Annotated in this window: 15 protein-coding genes and 1 tRNA gene; 7 read left to right on the top strand and 9 right to left on the bottom strand. The window is 56.3% G+C overall.

The annotated features are described in order from the left end of the window. The first annotated feature begins 19 nt into the window (after positions 1 to 19). Entirely contained in the window at positions 20 to 799 is a 780-nt protein-coding gene (locus E1H13_RS01980) for a TIGR00297 family protein (protein WP_169611719.1), read from the top strand. Positions 800 to 1,201: 402 nt separating this feature from the next. After that, positions 1,202 to 1,720: a tetratricopeptide repeat protein gene (locus E1H13_RS01975; RefSeq protein ID WP_169611718.1), complete on the top strand. Its 519-nt coding sequence runs from the start codon at positions 1,202 to 1,204 to the stop codon at positions 1,718 to 1,720. 481 nt (positions 1,721 to 2,201) lie between these two features. Here E1H13_RS01975 and tsaB read toward each other — a convergent pair whose 3' ends face one another. After that, positions 2,202 to 2,903: a tRNA (adenosine(37)-N6)-threonylcarbamoyltransferase complex dimerization subunit type 1 TsaB gene (gene tsaB / locus E1H13_RS01970; protein ID WP_169611717.1), complete on the bottom strand. Its 702-nt coding sequence runs from the start codon at positions 2,901 to 2,903 to the stop codon at positions 2,202 to 2,204. Between the two features lie 127 nt (positions 2,904 to 3,030). On the opposite strand from tsaB, the gene cax reads away from it, so the two are divergent. Continuing rightward, positions 3,031 to 4,188, top strand: a complete 1,158-nt coding sequence (gene cax, locus E1H13_RS01965; RefSeq protein WP_169611716.1) for a calcium/proton exchanger — start codon at positions 3,031 to 3,033, stop codon at positions 4,186 to 4,188. A gap of 12 nt (positions 4,189 to 4,200) precedes the next feature. Here cax and E1H13_RS01960 read toward each other — a convergent pair whose 3' ends face one another. Both E1H13_RS01960 and E1H13_RS01955 read right to left on the bottom strand, forming a co-directional pair. Next, entirely contained in the window at positions 4,201 to 5,286 is a 1,086-nt protein-coding gene (locus tag E1H13_RS01960) for a Gfo/Idh/MocA family oxidoreductase (protein ID WP_169611715.1), read from the bottom strand. An 83-nt stretch (positions 5,287 to 5,369) separates the two neighbouring features. Next, complete coding sequence (locus E1H13_RS01955; protein WP_206069907.1) at positions 5,370 to 5,813, bottom strand: hypothetical protein; 444 nt, start codon at positions 5,811 to 5,813, stop codon at positions 5,370 to 5,372. 372 nt (positions 5,814 to 6,185) lie between these two features. On the opposite strand from E1H13_RS01955, the gene E1H13_RS01950 reads away from it, so the two are divergent. After that, entirely contained in the window at positions 6,186 to 8,081 is a 1,896-nt protein-coding gene (locus E1H13_RS01950) for a caspase family protein (RefSeq protein WP_169611714.1), read from the top strand. Between the two features lie 341 nt (positions 8,082 to 8,422). Beyond that, positions 8,423 to 8,581, top strand: coding sequence for a hypothetical protein (locus E1H13_RS01945; RefSeq protein WP_169611711.1), 159 nt, complete (start codon positions 8,423 to 8,425; stop codon positions 8,579 to 8,581). Here the strand turns inward: E1H13_RS01945 and E1H13_RS01940 are convergent. Beyond that, positions 8,568 to 8,945, bottom strand: a complete 378-nt coding sequence (locus E1H13_RS01940; RefSeq protein ID WP_240966361.1) for a PIN domain-containing protein — start codon at positions 8,943 to 8,945, stop codon at positions 8,568 to 8,570. The genes E1H13_RS01945 and E1H13_RS01940 overlap by 14 nt on opposite strands. A 118-nt stretch (positions 8,946 to 9,063) precedes the next feature. Then, the gene (locus E1H13_RS01935; protein ID WP_240966360.1) at positions 9,064 to 9,309 is read right to left on the bottom strand and encodes a DUF2281 domain-containing protein; all 246 of its coding nucleotides are present in this window, start codon (positions 9,307 to 9,309) and stop codon (positions 9,064 to 9,066) included. A gap of 120 nt (positions 9,310 to 9,429) precedes the next feature. Between E1H13_RS01935 and E1H13_RS01930 the strand changes: the two genes are divergently transcribed. Further along, positions 9,430 to 11,721: a GUN4 domain-containing protein gene (locus tag E1H13_RS01930; protein WP_169611713.1), complete on the top strand. Its 2,292-nt coding sequence runs from the start codon at positions 9,430 to 9,432 to the stop codon at positions 11,719 to 11,721. A 134-nt stretch (positions 11,722 to 11,855) separates the two neighbouring features. Here the strand turns inward: E1H13_RS01930 and E1H13_RS01925 are convergent, their stop codons facing one another. The 3 genes from E1H13_RS01925 to E1H13_RS01915 all read right to left on the bottom strand — a co-directional run bounded on the left by E1H13_RS01925 (position 11,856) and on the right by E1H13_RS01915 (position 14,554). Then, positions 11,856 to 12,623: a transposase gene (locus E1H13_RS01925; RefSeq protein ID WP_169611712.1), complete on the bottom strand. Its 768-nt coding sequence runs from the start codon at positions 12,621 to 12,623 to the stop codon at positions 11,856 to 11,858. A gap of 513 nt (positions 12,624 to 13,136) precedes the next feature. Next, positions 13,137 to 14,099 carry an aldo/keto reductase gene (locus E1H13_RS01920; protein WP_347404105.1) on the bottom strand — a complete coding sequence of 321 codons (963 nt, stop codon included), beginning with the start codon at positions 14,097 to 14,099 and terminating at the stop codon, positions 13,137 to 13,139. A 381-nt stretch (positions 14,100 to 14,480) separates the two neighbouring features. Then, a tRNA-Pro gene (locus E1H13_RS01915) sits at positions 14,481 to 14,554 on the bottom strand. A 392-nt stretch (positions 14,555 to 14,946) separates the two neighbouring features. Between E1H13_RS01915 and E1H13_RS01910 the strand changes: the two genes are divergently transcribed. After that, positions 14,947 to 16,410 (top strand): phosphoglucomutase/phosphomannomutase family protein, encoded by a 1,464-nt coding sequence (locus E1H13_RS01910; RefSeq protein WP_206069905.1) that lies wholly within the window; start codon positions 14,947 to 14,949, stop codon positions 16,408 to 16,410. Between the two features lie 24 nt (positions 16,411 to 16,434). Here the strand turns inward: E1H13_RS01910 and E1H13_RS01905 are convergent, their stop codons facing one another. Then, the gene (locus E1H13_RS01905; RefSeq protein ID WP_169611857.1) at positions 16,435 to 17,349 is read right to left on the bottom strand and encodes a branched-chain amino acid transaminase; all 915 of its coding nucleotides are present in this window, start codon (positions 17,347 to 17,349) and stop codon (positions 16,435 to 16,437) included. Positions 17,350 to 17,689: the final 340 nt, after the last annotated feature.

The raw sequence follows: 17,689 nt of genomic DNA, 5'->3' as shown, positions 1-17,689 counted from the left end.
AAAGCCTGAGGATGATGTGATGCTGCCGTTAGATTCAGCCTGGCTGCCCTGGATAGAGGGAATGGTGATTAACACTGGGTTATTGGCCCTGGCCTGGCTGGCCCCCAAAAAGCTCCTGACCCCAGCGGGTTATGGGCATGCCTGGGCTTTAGGGGTCTTGCTTTGGGGGTGTTTAGGCTGGCCCGGTTATGCCCTGATGATGATTTACTTTTTAGTCGGCTCGGCGGTCACGAAGGTGGGGATGGCACGGAAACAGGCGGCGGGCATTGCGGAAGGCCGATCGGGTATGCGGGGGCCTGAGAATGTCTGGGGTTCTGCCCTGGCGGGGACCCTATGCGCCCTGGCCATTTGGGGGTTAAACACCTGGGCTGGCCCTAGCCCAGGTGTCTGGATCGCAGCCCTGGGGTTAGGCTATGTGGCCAGCCTGAGTACCAAACTGTCCGACACCACCGCCAGCGAGGTGGGCAAAGCCTATGGTCGCCGTACCTTTTTGATGACCACCCTGAAGCCAGTGCCAGCGGGCACCGAAGGAGCTGTTAGTTTAGAAGGCACCCTGGCCGGGGTGCTGGGGTCGGCGGTGATGGCGATCGCGGGGTGGGGCGTCGGTTTGATCGCCCTCTGGGGTATCCCCATCTGCCTGGTGGCGGCGTTGATCGCCACCAGTGCCGAAAGTGTGATTGGGGCAACGGTGCAGGGGCAGTGGCCCTGGTTGACCAATGAGGTGGTGAATATCATCAACACCACCCTGGGGGCTTTGGTGGCTATGGGGTTGGGGTTGGTTTGGGTGGGGTTGGGTTGATGTGGGGAGATGGGGAGATGGAGGGATGGGGGAGGCGGAGCCCTGAGCGGAGTCGAAGGGTGGGGAGATGGGGAGGTGTAGACGCGGAGCGGCTTCCCGGAGGGTAGAGGTGGGGGAGAATTTTGAGTTTTGAGTTTTGAGTTGAGGGTGGTGTAGGGGCAGACCTGGGTGTCTGCCCCTGGTGAGTTACGGAGATAGGGAGCATCTGTAGAGGCGGTGGTTAGGGGGAAGGTGCCCGGAGGATAGATGTAAGGGGGCAAAATAGAAGATGTCTGAGCACGAAGCTATCCTGCAGGGTGGGATGTAGGCCCTGGGGCAGGTTGATCAGCTGACAGATTGCAGCAAAGATGGGTATTTTCGTGGTCAGACTTGTCCATAATGTTCCACTGACCGATTGAGCTGATGACCGAAAATCCCCGTGAGCTTGCCAGAACCCAGTATCTCCAGGGCCAGGAGGCCTTTGATCGAGGTCGCTATCGAACGGCGATCGCCTGCTTTGAAACAGCCATGACCTTGGTGAATCCCACGACATCTCTGGGGGGAGACATTCAAATCTGGCTGGTGAATGCCTATAGTGCGGTGGGCCGCCAGCCAGATGCGATCGCCCTTTGCCAGACCCTGACCCAGCATCCTGACCTGGAGGTGCGTAAGCAGGCCAAAAACTTGTTGTATATCCTGCAAGCTCCTCAACTCAAACGGCCCAGCAACTGGATGAGCCAGATTCCCGACCTGGGGGCCGGGGCGGAGGCGGCTGATCGCAAGGCCTACGTGGTGGCGGCCAAGACCACCCCCCGCAAGCGACCCCAGCCTGAACCAGAGCCCCTGGACCCCAGTCAGATCAATAGCAAAGACAATGGCTTTTTGTGGGTGGCCCTGGGGGCAGTTGCTCTGATCCTGGGGGGGCTGTTTTGGCTGGGTTAGGATGAGTAGTGTAGATTATGGCGTTGTTGACCCAATGTGTGTTGATGGCGCAAACCTCCCGGCTGGCTGCCGTCAAAACCTTTCGGCGGGGTATTTAAACCAAATTCAAGTCCAGACCTGGAGTTCTACCTGTGGGCAACGTGAGTTCGACAGAGAATACTTCTTGGACAAACAGGCTAATCGTCCCCTCCTGGGAGGGGGAGGGGTGGGTTTTATCTGGATAGAAGGAGATTTTTCTCCGTATTCAGAAGCTTGCTTTTTGTCGCCATTTTGACCCACCCCGCCCTCCGGGCACCCCTCCAAGGAGGGGATGGGGCCGACTTTACTGCTGCATGTGATTCCATCGAACTGACGTTGTGGGAAAACTCCAGATCTCGGGCTGGACTTGGTAGAAGCTTTCGTAGGGTGGGCATTGCCCACCACCCACCACTCGGTAGAAAGTTTCCTAAAAGTTACTGAGTACAAGTTACGCCAAAAGTTACTACAACTCTACTGGATGCTGGCCGTAGTAGGGCAACACCTCCGACCAGGGGGAGTTTTCCCCGGCTTGCCAGCGGGCATAGGCCAGGGTCAGTACCTGGGGCACGGTGTCGGCCAGGTCATCCCCCGCCGTGACCGCCAGCAGCGGACGTGGATGCTGGGCCAGGGTTGCTTCCCAATCGGCCAGGGTCAGCACTTGCTCGGGTTGAGTGGAAGTCACTGGCGTTAGGGGTAACCGGTTCGCCCCCACCCGATAAATCCCAGTAAACAGCATGCCCCGCTGAGCCCGCATGGCGACGGCAAGGTCAGGGGCAGGGTTGGTGTGGAGAAGTTGCTGCTGGGCTGGGTCAGGCTGCGCTACCACCCGTTGGGCCACAGCTGCCAGGGTCGATACCCCAAACAGGGGAATATTTAGCTGCTGGGCTAGGGTGCGAGCGGTGACTACCCCAATGCGGGTGCCGGTAAACCCCCCAGGCCCCTGTGCTACCGCCAAAAAGGCTAAATCAGTCCAGGGGTGGGGCTGGATAAAGGTGATCAAGGTGGTGTGGAGGTGGGCGGATAAGTCCCGGCCAAAGGCCCAGGTTTGGTGGCGACTGTCGAGGGTGGCGAGGGTGGGTGGGCTAGCCTTGGGGGGCTCTTCTTGAAGCTGACAGAGGGCTAACCCCAGGGCGGGACCAGCGGTGTGAATGGCTAAGCCTAACATGGTGGTGGAACCCGGAACCAGTGAACGGTGGCATCGGTGTCATCAAGGCCTGGCCAATGAGGTTACGATGCCGCCGACATCATGCCATAGTTTATGGAGTTTAACCCGCCGACTAATCTCAGCCTCCATGAGCCCTAAGAACATCATTTTCTTCTCTCTGTTGGTATTCATTCCGATTTCCCTGGTGGCAGAGGGATTGCAGTGGGGAGAAATGGTTGTGTTTACGACCGCTGCGATCGCTATTTTGCCCCTGGCCGGTTTAATTGGCGAAGCCACAGAAGCGATCGCCGTGGTGCTAGGGCCATCCTGGGGGGGATTACTCAATGCCACCTTTGGTAATGTAGTTGAGCTAATTATTGCCCTCCTGGCCTTAGAAGAGGGGTTAGTGGATGTGGTTAAGGCCAGCATTACCGGATCGATTATCTCTAACCTGCTGCTGGTGATGGGGGTGTCGATGTTGCTAGGCGGGTTCAAGTACAAGGAACAAACCTTTCAGCCCCTGATTGCCCGGGTGAATGCCTCCACCATGAACCTGGCGGTGGTGGCCATTTTGCTGCCCACGACTATCGACCTCACGGCTACGGCCATCGATGACTCCACCATTCAAACCCTGTCCAACGCGGTGGCAGTGGTATTGATTGTGGTCTACGGCCTGAGCTTATTGTTTTCGATGAAGACCCATGCCTATCTGTACGAGGTGGGTCTGGCCGAAACGGCTCCCCCGGAAACCGCCAACCCCCTATCGGGTTCAGCCATGGTCGATGGGGCAGAGTCGATCGCCGATGATGCCAAGGTTGCCCCAGCCGCAGACCCTCCCCAACCCCGCCTTTGGCTGTGGGTAGGGGTGCTGCTGGTTACCACTGCGGTGGTAGCCCTAGAGTCAGATTTGTTGGTCAACAATTTGGCCTTGGCGACGGACCAACTGGGGCTAACCCAGTTGTTTACGGGGGTGATTTTGCTGCCACTGTTTGGCAATGCGGCAGAACATATTTCAGCGGTGACCGTGGCAATTAAAAACAAGATGGACCTGTCGGTGTCGGTGGCTATGGGGTCGAGCTTGCAGATTGCCCTGTTTGTGGCCCCTGTGCTGGTGCTGGCGGGCTGGCTACTCAACGAACCCATGAACCTGGACTTTGGACCGCTGGATTTGGTGGCCGTCGGAGTGGCGGTGCTGATTGCCAATTCCATTAGCGGCGACGGTCGGTCTAACTGGCTGGAGGGGGCACTGCTGATTGCCGCTTACATAGTGCTGGGGATAGCGTTTTTCTTCTATCCGGCGCCCTAGTGGGAAGAGGTTTCAGGGGCACTCAATCCAGCGATCACTGTCGTTAGCCTGGTGGGCCAAATCCATCAAGCGCTGGGAGACAACCCCCTCAACAATCGAGGGAGCTGTCGCTTGCCCCTGGTCAATATTGTTCACCCAGTGATCGACCACCCGCACAAAGGGGGCGATGCGGCCATCGGGATAGGTGGTGGGGAATTGGAGGCGATCGGGAATCGACAGTTCCTGGAGGGGATTACCCCCCTGGCTGCCCCACAGCTTGAAGCCGTGCACATAGTCTTTCAGGTTGTCGCTGCCCAGCACCAGGGTGCCGCGATCGCCGTATACCTCCAGCCAGTGCCCCCGACCGGCATAGGTGACTGAGCTAATGGCCACCTGGCAGGTGGCCCCATTGGCTAAGTCGAGAATCAGACTACAGGTATCGTCCGAATCCACCGGCTTGAGCTGGCCAGTGGTGGGGTCAGGGCGCTGGGGAATGGTGGTACTGAGCCGAGCACTCAGCCGCTTAACGGGGCCGAACAGCCAGGTGATGTAGTCAAAACTGTGGGAGGCAAAGGCTCCTAGGGCACCTCCCCCCTGGGATTTCTGGGCATACCAGTTCCAGGGACGGTTAGGGTCGGCCCGACCAGGCACGGTCCAGGTCAGGTTAACAAACCGCAGGTTGCCCACGTAATTTTCGGCCAGCAGTTCCCCTAGGCGCTGCCACTGGGGCACAAACCGAAATTCAAAGTCCATGGTGACAATCCGGTTGCGATCGCGAGCCAACTGAGCGATCGCCTCCGCCTCTGTGGCAGACAGTGCCGTGGGTTTTTCTAGCAGCACATGCTTGTTACCGGACAGGAGCGTCTTGGCCATGGGGTAGTGCAGGGCGGGTGGGGTGGCGATGGTGACAGCCTGCACCTGGGGCAGGGCCGCGATCGCCTCCACCGAATCATAGGCCTGGGGAATGCCATGGGCCGCCGCCACCTGCTTGGCTGTGGCCAAGTCCCGGTGATAGACCGCCACCACCTGGGTGCGATGGTGGGCCTGCAAGCCGGGAATATGCACCTTCTGGCCAAAGCCAGTACCTACTACGGCCACCTGAATTGGATCGTCTGCCATAGTTACCTCCTTAATCTCACATCAAGCTCCTGCACCTTCTAGGACGCCGGTACAGATCCCAGGGTTCTGCCTTCTGCCTTTCTCTACTCGTTAGCCAAATTACGAGAAGCTTCAAAGTATCGAGCCCAGGTCCGCACATCAGGATTAGCTTGCCAATCATTGCGGCTGACCGGCACCATCAAAATTGGCACCGCAATGCCCTGGTTATCGCCCACCACCGTGATCACCACGTCGGTGATTAACACATCCGCATCAAAGCTACGTTGAATCGCGGCCCGGGCCACGATCTCCGATCGCTGTACCAGAGTATCAAAGCTTTCCCCCCCTGCCCTCACCAGAAAGACCGTATGCCGTGACGTATAAGCCTGCACTGCGGGCGGCGCTACCAGGGCCGGAATCACAGCGATGCCAGCCCCTGCCAGGGCGGCGATCGCCCATCGCCTCCTGATCTGACCTCGGCCCCAGCCAGCCAACCTCCAGCCTGGACGCATGTTCCGCCAGAGTTGCCATGTTTGAAATCGGTTCATCGCTATATCCTCCCCAAGACAATGAGCCCCGTTGCCCAAGGTCGGGACGGATAGCCCTTAATTAGCTTAATAATAAATAAGAATGTCGAAAAAGCGCCTTAACTCTAACGATGGCGGGGTAAATCGTCAATTAAATTTGGAGAACGCTAACCAGCCTCCCCTGTCCTAACAATTTTTGGCGTCAACCATGCAAACGGCGGCCCAAGCGTTACTATGGCAGGGGAATTTTCCCAGAGTATCCCAACTAACAAAATGTCCGTGGTATGGACGCTGAACCCAGTCGAGTGGGTGGGTGTAGCCAACATCCTGGATAACCGATTAGCTAGACTACTCTGATTGGGTTGAAGGCACCAAAGGAGGCACTCCACAGCCATGGCAAGCCACCGGCCAGTTATTGTCGGCATTAACCAATATGAAAAGCTACAGCCGTTGCTGTATGCCCAGTTCGATGCCATCGAACTGAAGGATTGCTTGGTTAAGGAAGCGGGGATTGCCCCCCAAGATTGCTCACTGCTGGCGGATATTTCCCCGGTCATTTACCAGGGGGCCGCTTTCCCGTCACGGGAAATTATCTTGAAACGCCTGACCCAAACCGCTGAACAGTCGGCACCAGAGGATACTCTATGGTTTTTCTTCAGTGGCTACGGCGTTCACTGGGAAGGCCAAGACTACCTACTGCCGATCGAGGCAGACCCGCACCAGGCCTTAGAAACCGGGATCGCTGTCCAGACTATCTTCAACATCTTGCAACGGGGAGCACACCGACAGTCCCTGGTGATGTTGGATATGAATCGGCCCCTGTCAGCCCTGGATAGCCAGCGTTTGGGGGTGCAGTCGATGGAACTGGCGAAGCAAGCGGGCATCCCCTTGGTGCTGGCCTGTCGGCCCCAGCAGTTTTCCCAAGACTCCCTGGCGGTGCGCCATGGGTTATTTACCGAAGCCATGATTGAGGGCTTACGGTTTCATGGCTGTGCCACCCTGGCCCAAATGGGAGCCTACCTGACCCACCGGGTGCCAGAGCTCTGTCGCCATCACTTTCGGCCCGAGCAAAATCCAGTGTTGGTGACTCCCCCCGAGCAGCGGTTTATGCTGCTGATCCCTGCTGAAGGGGTAGGGAAATTACCGGGTGCGGTGGCCCCTAGCCCCTGGCCCCCAGAGTCGGAGCTATCCCCCGGGTCTCCCTCTCCCTTGCCGGATGACGGTCCTGACAGTCCTACCTTGCCACCCCTGGAGCCCAGCTTGCCTGACCCTGACGAGACAGATGAGTTAGGCTCAGAGGCTGAGCTCCCCACCACCAAAGATGCCCCAGGGGGGTCGCGTTGGTGGCCGTGGAGCCTAGTGGCGATAGGCCTGTTGCTGCTAGGAGTGTTGTGGCAAAACCAGGGGATGTTTTGGGGAGATATCGCCCTAGACCCAGAGGATGACATCCCCGAGGACACTGTTCCCGATGTCTCCGACCCCGATGTCCCCGACCCCGAGCCCCCCCCCGAGGCAGATCTCGATCCACTGTTTCCGGGGACAGAGGTGGACCCAGCCCTCGCCCTGGAGCGGGCCAGAGCCGCCCTAGACCAGCGTCAGTTTGCCGAAGCCTTGACCTGGCTAAATCAAATTCCCGAAGACCAGCGACCAGAGGACTATGACGACCTGGTGGCTCAAGCAGAGGTTGGCGTGGCCAACCTGGCCGTGACGGGGGAAGCGGCCCTAGGGGAGGCACGGCGAATCTTGGAACCGGTTTCGGCCTCTTTATTTAATGACGCCATTGAACAGGCGCGGCAGGTGGCCGTTAGCGACCCCGACTATGCCCAGGCCCAGGCGGATATTCAACGCTGGAGCCAGGTGATTTTAGACTTGGCGGAAGGGCGGGCGGCCATGGGCAATTTTAACGGGGCGATCGCGGCGGCGAGCCTGGTCCCCGACGACCAAGCTGAGGTCTACCCGCTTGCCCAAACCCAAATTCAGCGCTGGCAGCAGCGCCAGGAAAATCGACAGTTATTGCAACAGGCCCAGGCCATCTTAGAACCGGGTCAGGCGACATCGTTTCAAACGGCAATCGCCCTGGCCCAGCAAATTCCCCCCGACTATCCCGAGTATGCCACCGCCCAAGAGCGGATTGACGAGTGGAGTCGGAATATCCTGGCGATCGCCCAGGCCCGGGCCGCCGATGGCGAGGTACCCGGTGCGATCGCCGCCGCCAGCCTGGTGCCCCCCGACACCAGCGCCTACGATCTGGCCCAAACCGAAATCCAACGCTGGCAGGGGGATCTGTAGCCGCGACTCTGGGGGTGGCTTACAGATTGCCAACCCTATTTACCGGGAAGTGTTGCCCAAAGTGTTGGCGAATACTGCGATCGCATCCCTCACCTTTGTCCAACCTACCTGGCTGCTCCCCGATGGTCACCTCAATGCCGACCAATTGCTTACCGCCTTTATCAATTGCTGACAACAGCATGGCGAGCCTTTACCCAGCAGTGTCCCCTATGCAAAAGTGGCATCCCATCTGGTGTTAATGGCCTTTTTGCACCGGGTAGTCAAGGCGGCGGCCTGACTGCCTGACACGTCTTTAGGCGGCCTCCCAGGGTAGTAATTGGCATCGCAAGAGACTACCGAGAGTGGCTATTCAGGAGCTCGCTCCAGCTGTACTGACGCTGGGGCTGAGCCTCGACGATGAGGATTTTTTTGCTGCCCTGGAGGGCATTCAGCGGGGGCTTGATGACTTTGAGCGAGGCGAGTTTTCTAGTCTTCACGAGTGGCTCTCTACACATCAATGATGTCGAACGGTTGGCGACCATGGATTCGGTAGATTAGGAAATCAGAATCAAGGGTAAAAATCTGGGTGAGTCTGGTATTCTCTGCAGCTAAAACCAGGGTTGCATCGGCCAAATCCATAGGCAAATCTCTATACTTCTCCATGAGTTGCAGAAGCCGGACATAATCAACGGACTGGATATCGTAAATGCTCAGCAAACCGTCGGTCAAAAGGTGGCCTAGCTTCTTTTGCATAGTCCAGCCGCCCCGCGTAAGCGCCAGATACATCGCTTCTGTCAGGCAGGGCCAAGTAGTGATGAGGGGTTGATTTAAGGTGCGGATGGCCTGGACGTAGGCAGAATGCTTGGGCTGAGTCCGATCAACCAAACAAAATAAACCAGATTCAAGTCCAGACCTGGCGTTCTGCCTGTGGGAAAACTCCAGATCCCGAGCTGGACTTGGTATAAAACTCCCGCATCGCACAACGTCAAAGGTCAAGCCCTTGCTAGCGATATTTCTCTACCAAGTGGTGCTGGTACTCGGTAGTGGGTGGAGAGGGTTGGATATCTAGGGTACCAAGATCGTGCAACCAGGCTGACCAACGAGCAGCCAGGTTGGTACCAGGTGTCGGGACAGCAGCAAGGGTGTGCTTCATAGTCACAAAGTCGATAAAGTCGCTGACTTCTTCGAGCAGCGGCTCAGGTAGGTGCTGAATTTTTGCGATCGCTGCTTCCCTAAGATCCATAGTCATCCGTTGGGTTTCTTCCACCTTAACCTATCCACCCAAGCAGTACGGTATAGAGCGGCCAGGGGAGATCGGGCGACGAGTTTATAGGCCAAAATAGGAGGCAACCTGCCTCTGCTGCTACTAATGACTAAGCCTACCGCTCCAGATCCCAGCTCCGAACGCCGCTATATGCAAAAGGCTGTGGATGCCCTAATTCAGTGGAGCCCGCTGGGGGGCAGCGGTTGGGCTTTTGCTCACTTTTTGGTACAGCAAGAGTGGGCCATGGCCATGCTCACTTTTCCGGCCATGGTTGTGACGGCGGTGTGGGCCAGATATACCGGCAACTTTACCGCCCGGCTGGGGGAAATTGCAGGCGATCGCGGTACCCAGGACGCCGATGCCTTTGCCCGCCTGCTGGATCGGCTGGATCGCGCCATCCGCTGGCGGTTTTCGGGGAAAGAAGGCCAGTATCTCAAGGCCCAAGCCAGTGCCTGCCGTCCCTACGTCAGCCACAACGAAGTGCCCCTACCCTCCGGCATTTTGAACCCTGACCTGGATGAAGTTTACGTGCCGCTCAAGCTCAGCAGCGAATTTTTGCGCAACTTTGAGGGCCAAGCCCTGCCCACCTTGCCCGGCTTTGGCGACAAACCCGACGACATTCTGCAACAGATGCAGGAACGCCCTACCCAGCGCATTTGGGACATCCTTGCCCTTAGCCCCAAAACGCCCCAGTTTCGCCATCTGGTGATCAAAGCCTACGGCGGCTTTGGCAAAACCACCCTGCTGCGCCACCTCACCTACCTCTATGCCACCCGCCCCCGACTGGTGCGCCGCCGCTATAAAGCGCCTAGCCTTATTCCCGTACTGCTGTACCTGCGCACTTGGCGCGACACTCTCGCTAAGCCCGACGCTCCTACCCTGCCAGAGCTGATCGCCCAGCACCACGCCAAAGCCCTGCCCCAGGGCAAAGCTCTGGAAATGCCCACCCCCTGGGCCGCAAACCTGCTGCAAGCCGGACGCCTGCTGGTGATGCTGGATGGCTTTGACGAAGTAGCCGAGGCCCAGCGCCTCGCCGTTAGCCAGTGGATTACCACCCAAATGCAGACCTATCCCCAGGCGGTGTTTTTGCTCACCTCGCGCCCCACCGCCTACGACGCTGACTACTCGGCGGAGAAAGTACAAACCCCCCTGGCCGTGCAGCCCTTCGACGCAGACCAGCGCCGCCGCTTTGTGGAGCAGTGGTACCTGTGCCAGGAGCGGTTTCACCGGGGCAACCGCCTCACCCCGGATGTCAAAGAAGCCGCCCAACAGCGAGCCGACAACCTGCTGAGCCAAATTGAGAACCGCAAAGAGCTAGAGAGCATGGCCGAAAACCCGCTGATGCTCAACATGATCGCCATGTTCCACCGCAGCTACCCCAACGAGCAACTGCCCCAGCGCCAGGCGGAGCTGTATCGCGGCATTTGCAAGCTGCAACTGGGCGATCGCCCCATGGCCAAGCGGGTGGATCTGCCCCTGCCCGCCGAAGCCAGCCAGGCGGTGCTGCAAACGGTGGCCCTGGCCATGGTGCAGGCTGAACAGCAGGTGATCCCAGTAGATGATTTGCTCGACCTGATTCAGCAGGGTTTGGCCGACCAGGACGAAACCGTGGCCCCCCGCCAGTTTCTTCAGACCATTGAGCGGGTGAGCGAACTGCTGGTAAAAAAAGACGACGGCTACGAGTTTGCCCACCGCAGCTTTCAAGAATATTTGGCCGCTACCGAAATTAAAGATCGGGGCCGCGAAGACCTGCTGTTGCAGCACTTTGAGGAAGAATACTGGAAGGGCACCATTTTGCTCTACGTCGCCCAGGTCAACCCCACCCACCTGCTCAGCGCTGCCTATCGCCGCAGCCACGCCGCCGCAGCCCTGGCCTACGATTGCCTGCGCGTCACCCGCCGCCGCCTGGATGACGACCTGGTGGCCGATATTAAGATTCGCCGCTTTGGACAGCTAGAGGAGTATTTGCAGCAGGGCCAGTGGAAAGAGGCCGATATCGAAACCTGGCGGCTGATGCTGCAAACCTATGGCAAGGAGTTTGGGCAAATGCTTTACAGGAACGAGCTGCTAATTTTCCCGTGCCCCGACTTGCTGTGCCTTGATGGGCTGTGGGTGAAGTACAGTCAGGGGAAGTGGGGCTTTAGTGTGCAGAAGCGTATTTATGTGGAGTGCGGGGGCAAACTGGATGGCAAGTACCCAGGTGCTAAGATTTGGGAAGAATTTGGCGATCGCGTCGGCTGGCGCGTAGACGGCGAATGGATATACACCTATGACTCTCTCAACCTGGACCTCTCTTTATCTCCTGCGGGAGAATTTCCCGAGTTAGGTAGATCTTCTCGCGCGTCGTCCTTGGGGTGGTGTGTTCTCTTCTCTCGCATCGAGACTTGTGAACTGTAGCACGAGCCAGTTCTAGGCGTTTTTTAAAGTTTGTAAAGCACTGCTTTTTACACGATTTACCTACCTTTCAGCGATCCGTTACCTGGCACCACGGGGCAGACCTCCGAGTTTTTGAAAAACTCGGAGGTCTTTCCTCAGGGCGGCTCAAACCGTAGGCGAACTACCTCCGGGTTCAGGCAATTCGCCAGCACAAACTTCTCCGCCACCTGGCGAATTTCCTGGGCGGGTGTTTCCCACCCCTCCCATAGGCTCTTTTGCCCAGGGCTGGGCTTTTTCTTAATCTTGCTCCGCGCCTTGATCTGTGCCAACAGCTTGCTACCCCAATGATTCCGCTTCTCTGGCTTGGGCTTGGGTTTATATTTTTTGCAAAACGCCCGATACGCCGCCGCGCACAGTTCCAGCGTCACCCCTAGGGCCATAAACGCCGGGTGCCATTGGGTTAGGCCGTCGTTGGTGAGTCGGTCGTAGCTGCCGTAGTTGCTGTAGTCATAGAAAAATCCCTGCTGCATGTTCGCCGCCTTGGGGTTGGCGTGAATGTAGCGCAGCGTATTCAGCACCCGCCGATAGTCGGTATTAGGGAACCCAGTGCTGTGGTACCGCTTTTCCCAAAAGTGCCCCGTCCGGTTCAACATGCGATTGAAGCACATGGCCGTATACCAGTTTAGCCAGTGCATGATTAGCGGCAAGTCTTCCGGCTGCTTGGGCTCTAGCAAATAATGCACATGGTTGCTCATAATGCACAGGGCATACAGCTTAAAGCCATACTTCTCTTTGCATCGGTCAATGGCGTAGAGCAACACCTCACGACATTCATCGCGAATTAGTTTGAACTCGCGATTGTTGCAGCGGACGGTGATGTGATAGCAATAGCCTGAGACAAGCTGGCGCGGAATGCGCGGCATGGGGACAACTTAACCCTGCCTCCCATGACCGAGGAAGGCAATCGGTGGTCGGTACTCATAATTATCTACGATGGGTTACTCGACATCAAAGGTCACCTACCTTAGGCGATCTCTAGGAAAGATTTTCCCTTGATGTAGCTCGATTCCTGAGGGGCACGCAAGCTTTGCCCATCCTACGGGGGTATTTTGTTATCCAGAGATTGCCTTAGTGCAGCGTCGAGTCTTGAATCTAGGGTTAACAGATGTAGACAATTAATAGCATCAAAGTCCGAAATCCCCTCCTTGGAGGGGTAGGGCTGGTTGACTGACAAAAGTTGTTGGCCCTCACCCCCAACCCCTCTCCCAGAGGGCGAGGGGAGCCGATCCACTCTCTTGTTCCCTCTCCCTTCGGGAGAGGGCTAGGGTGAGGGGCTTCCGAAGGATCTGTGCATAAGTTTTGTCAGTCAATGAGGGGGTAGGGGTGGGTCAACTCTCCTAAAATCCAAAATCCAAAATCTAAAATCGCATCGTTCCCTAAACCTGACCCGCAACCCCGCGCAACTGCTCCTGCTCTTCTGTAGTCATTTGCCACCCCAAGGCCCCAGCATTTTGGCTAGCTTGGCGGGCATTTTTTGCCCCTGGAATCGGCAGTACATTCCCCTGGGCCACCAGCCAGTTCAGGGCCACCTGGGCCGGGGTGCGGTCATAGGTTTCGCCGATCGCCTGTAGAGCCTGAATCAACGGCATTAGCTTAGTCAGCCCACTCTCGCTAAAGCGGGGGTTCAGCCAGCGAGCGCCAGCCGGTTTGAGGTTAGCCTCTGGGGTATATTTGCCCGTCAGCAGCCCCTGGGCCAGGGGGCTGTAGGCCAGAATCGTCACCCCCAGTTGCCGGGCGGTTTCCAGCACCCCGTTGGTTTCGATGTTGCGGTGCAGCAGGGAATATTGCACCTGGTTCACGGCCAGGGGAACCCCTTGTGCGGCCAGATAGCCATGGGCCTCTCGCATCTGTTGAGCCGAGTAATTGCTCACCCCGATCGCCCCAATGCGGCCCCGTTTGACCTCGGTGGCCAGGGCCTGCATCAGCCCCTTTTGCCCCAAAAAGAAATCCAGGGGCCAATGCACTTGATACAGGGCGACGGCATCCACCTGCAGGCGCTCTAGACTGGCGGTCAGGGCAGCGGCCACCGATTGCTGGGAAAAGCGCCAGGGCAGCGGAAAGTACTTGGTGGCGATCGCGGGGGTTTGGCCGGTAGCTTTCATGAACTGACCAATCAGCCGCTCTGACTGCCCTAAACCATAGACCTCGGCGGTGTCAAACAGGGTGAGTCCGGCCTCTAAGGAAGCCTGAAATGCCGCTTGCAGGTCACTGTCATCGTAGGCTTTACCGTAATCCCAAAAAAGCGAGTCGCCCCAAGCCCAGGTGCCCACCCCCAGGGCCGGTACGGTAGGGCCATCAGGCCCCAGGGTAAGGGTTTGCAGAGTGATGCCAGTGGTCACGGTAATGCCCTCAGCGATGGTTTCTGCAGCTTAGCCTAACGAGTTTCACCAGTCGCGGCAACGGTCGGCAATCGTGGGGAGCAGACGACGGGGGCTGGCATAGCCGGGGCGTTGGTTGGATTCACTAGGAGGGGTGATTGGCACTGGTCTCTAAAAGCATGGTCCTTGAGTCCTCATTACCCAGCACCCTTGTACAGCAGGCGTTCTAAAAAACGTCCCACTTTAGCAGTCCCATGCCATTTCCTACCACTCAGACGTCCAAAAGCGTCCAAAAGTAACCAACCCCACCCCCCTTTTAGAAGAATCGGGATGGCGGGATTCGTAGCTGGCTTGCTGAAGGCTACCCACGGCTGGGGGCCGTGGGCGCAGTATTGATGTCAATCGGGATGGCGGGATTCGAACCCACGGCCCCTTCGTCCCGAACGAAGTGCGCTACCAAACTGCGCTACATCCCGCTTAGCATAGTCTAGAGTAACACAGGAGCAGAACTCCCTCTTTCAACGTCACTCTAGTAACGTATTGAAAATACCGCAACACCAGTAAAAGATCCAAGGCAACATTATCCTACATCCCTCTATTCCTTGACTTCTAAACCACAACTACCAACAAGAGGGTTCCAGCTAAAACCCATCCAGAGTCTGGACGCTGCATCAGCTCCTATGGCTGAGCCTAGCGTCTGAGGTGTTGATCCGGACAAGGTTGGATTTCTTGTAGAACTCTCATTAAACTCTCGGCTCTAGGTAAATTATTGATGGAGGCGAAGGACGGCCTATGCTGTACTTAGCCGAAGCGAGTAAACTCAAGAAAAATCACCTTTCTCCTGCCCCCTTATTGTTTGGACCCTGCCATGGCAGCACTTTCTGGCCCCATTCCAGCAACCCCAAAACCGATTAAATTTGGCACTGATGGCTGGCGTGGCATCATCGCCGCTGACTTTACTTTCGAGCGAGTAGCCCAGGTAGCTGCCGTTTCAGCCCATGTCCTACACAAGTGCTTTGGGCCATCCACAGGCAGTCGAACGATAGCAGTAGGATACGATCGCCGCTTCCTGTCCTCAGAATTTGCCCGCACAGCAGCAGCAGCCATTGCCAACCAGGGGTTTGATGTTTTACTCTCCCAAGACTACGCCCCCACCCCAGCCTTTAGCTTTGCTGCCAAGCATCGGCAGTTGCTAGGGGCCATAGTGATCACCGCAAGTCATAACCCTCCTGCTTATTCTGGTCTCAAAATCAAGGGAGCCTTTGGTGGTTCAGTCTCTCCAGAAGTCACCCAACAAGTAGAAGCCCTCTTACCTACTCCGCCAACTCCCATAGGCGCAAGGGGTACCGTATCCGACTTTGATCCCTGGCCCGAGTACTGCAATGCCTTACGGGCTGAGGTGGATATTGCAGCCATCCAGGCGGCTGTCGCTAGCGGCAAACTAACAGTATTTGCTGATGTGATGTACGGCTCTGCCTCCGGCGGGCTACCCCGCCTACTAGGAGCAGACACTGTCCACGAACTACACCCCCAGGCTGACCCCCTCTTTGGGGGCAACCCGCCTGAGCCTCTCCCCAAGTACTTAGGGGAAATGCTAGACACCGTTAAGTCCTACCAGACCCCTCAAGACGGGCTGAAGGTGGGTCTAGTGTTCGATGGCGATAGCGATCGCATTGCTGCAGTAGACGGTCAAGGGCAGTTCCTCAGTTCTCAAATTCTGATTCCAGTTCTGATTGATCACCTTAAAGCCCGTCGGGGATTTAGTGGCGAGGTAGTCAAAACGATCAGTGGTTCCAATCTGATTCCAGCTGTTGCCAAACTCCACGGCCTTGAGCTATATCAAACCCCCGTTGGCTACAAATACATCGCCGATCGTATGCAAGAAGCTACTGTCCTGCTAGGCGGCGAAGAGTCTGGTGGCATTGGATATGGCCACCATATTCCTGAACGCGATGCCTTAATGTCAGCCCTTTACGTCCTAGAAGCTGTGGTCACATCAGGCATGGACTTAAGCGATTACTACCAAACTCTACAAGAGAAAACTGGATACTTCTCAGAATACGATCGCATCGATATCCCCCTAGCCAGCATGGATGTCCAAGCGAAACTACTCAAGCAATTAGCCACAGCTCCTCCGACCGAGGTAGTCGGCAAAGCTGTGAAAGACTGTCTGGCGATTGATGGGTATAAACTCACCCTAGCTGACGACAGTTGGCTACTCATTCGCTTTAGCGGCACCGAACCTGTGCTAAGGCTGTATAGCGAGGGCAAAACCTTAGACGACGTCCATCAGCATCTTCATTGGGCTAAAGACTGGGCCAGTCAGTTCTAATAAAGCACCACTAGTAAAACACCACTATCCAACTTCAATTGGGAAGACCCAATCCATATAGTCCACATCCCGGCCCTCAGTAATCGCTGTCAACTTGTCCCGCAGTCTCTGCGTCAAAGGACGATCAGTCGGCAAGATATAGGTTTCAACCTGCCGCACTGGAGTAATCTTAGCGGCAGTGCCACTTAAAAACACTTCATCAGCAATGAGCAGTTCCGACTTATCCAGCGATCGTTCTATCACCTCAAGACCCAAACCCTTAGCCACAGTGATAATGCTGTCACGGGTGATCCCTTCTAAAATGTCTTGATCGTAGCCCGGTGTAATTAACATACCGCCACGCACCACAAACACATTCATCCCCGAAGCCTCACTCACTTTGCCCTGGGAATTCATCAAAATTGCTTCATCAAATCCCGATTCTACAGCCTCTGTTTTAGCGAGGGAAGAGGTAATGTAAGCTCCGCTAATTTTACCTCGTAAAGGCAAACTGCGATCTTCCTGGCGATACCAAGAACTGATGCGGCAAGTCACCCCTTCAGGGGATAAATAATCCCCTAGCTCCAGACCATACACAAAAAAGTTTTTCTCTACCTTATGTAGCCGAGGTGAAATTCCCAGGTCAGAGGTATACACAAATGGCCGAATATAGAATGACGTCTCTGGGCGATTCTTTTTAACAAAGTCAATGATGACCGACTGGATTTTATCCGGCGATAGGTCATAGTTTAATAACCGGGCACTGGTACTCAAACGCTGGCAATGGCGATCTAAGCGGAATAACAAGATCCGCCCTGGATTCTGTGGATCGGGGATACCTCGCAATCCTCCAAAAGCTCCAGTACCGTAGTGCAGTGCGTGGGTAGCAATGGAAATATTGGCATCTTTAAAGGGGCAAAAGCGATCTTCAAAATAGGCAATTGGCAAAAAATTATGCATGGCTACCACTGGACTCAACACTGCTCTTTTAAGCATAATCTCAATCTTCGCGATTAAGATCACAACTACAGTGTTCTTAGAGATTCCCTCAGTCAGCGCTTAAGCCGCAAAAAGTCGCTTGACGCTAATGCTAAGAGGACGCTGTGTCGACGCTTATCTGGCGGCAGTTCGTTTAGCGATTACTCAGGGATCGGCACCCCAAGGCATTCACCCCTATATAAAAACAAAACACCCCCAGACCTTTCAGACTGAGGGTGCTGTAATAGAGCCCTGGCATCGCGCTATTTTAACAAGGGGCAACCCCCTCACTATCTTCGCCGCAGCTGCGTTTCACAACCGA

Source organism: Nodosilinea sp. P-1105, assembly GCF_012911975.1.
Classification (GTDB): Bacteria; Cyanobacteriota; Cyanobacteriia; order Phormidesmidales; family Phormidesmidaceae; genus Nodosilinea.
This window is presented reverse-complemented; position numbering and strand designations above follow the sequence as displayed.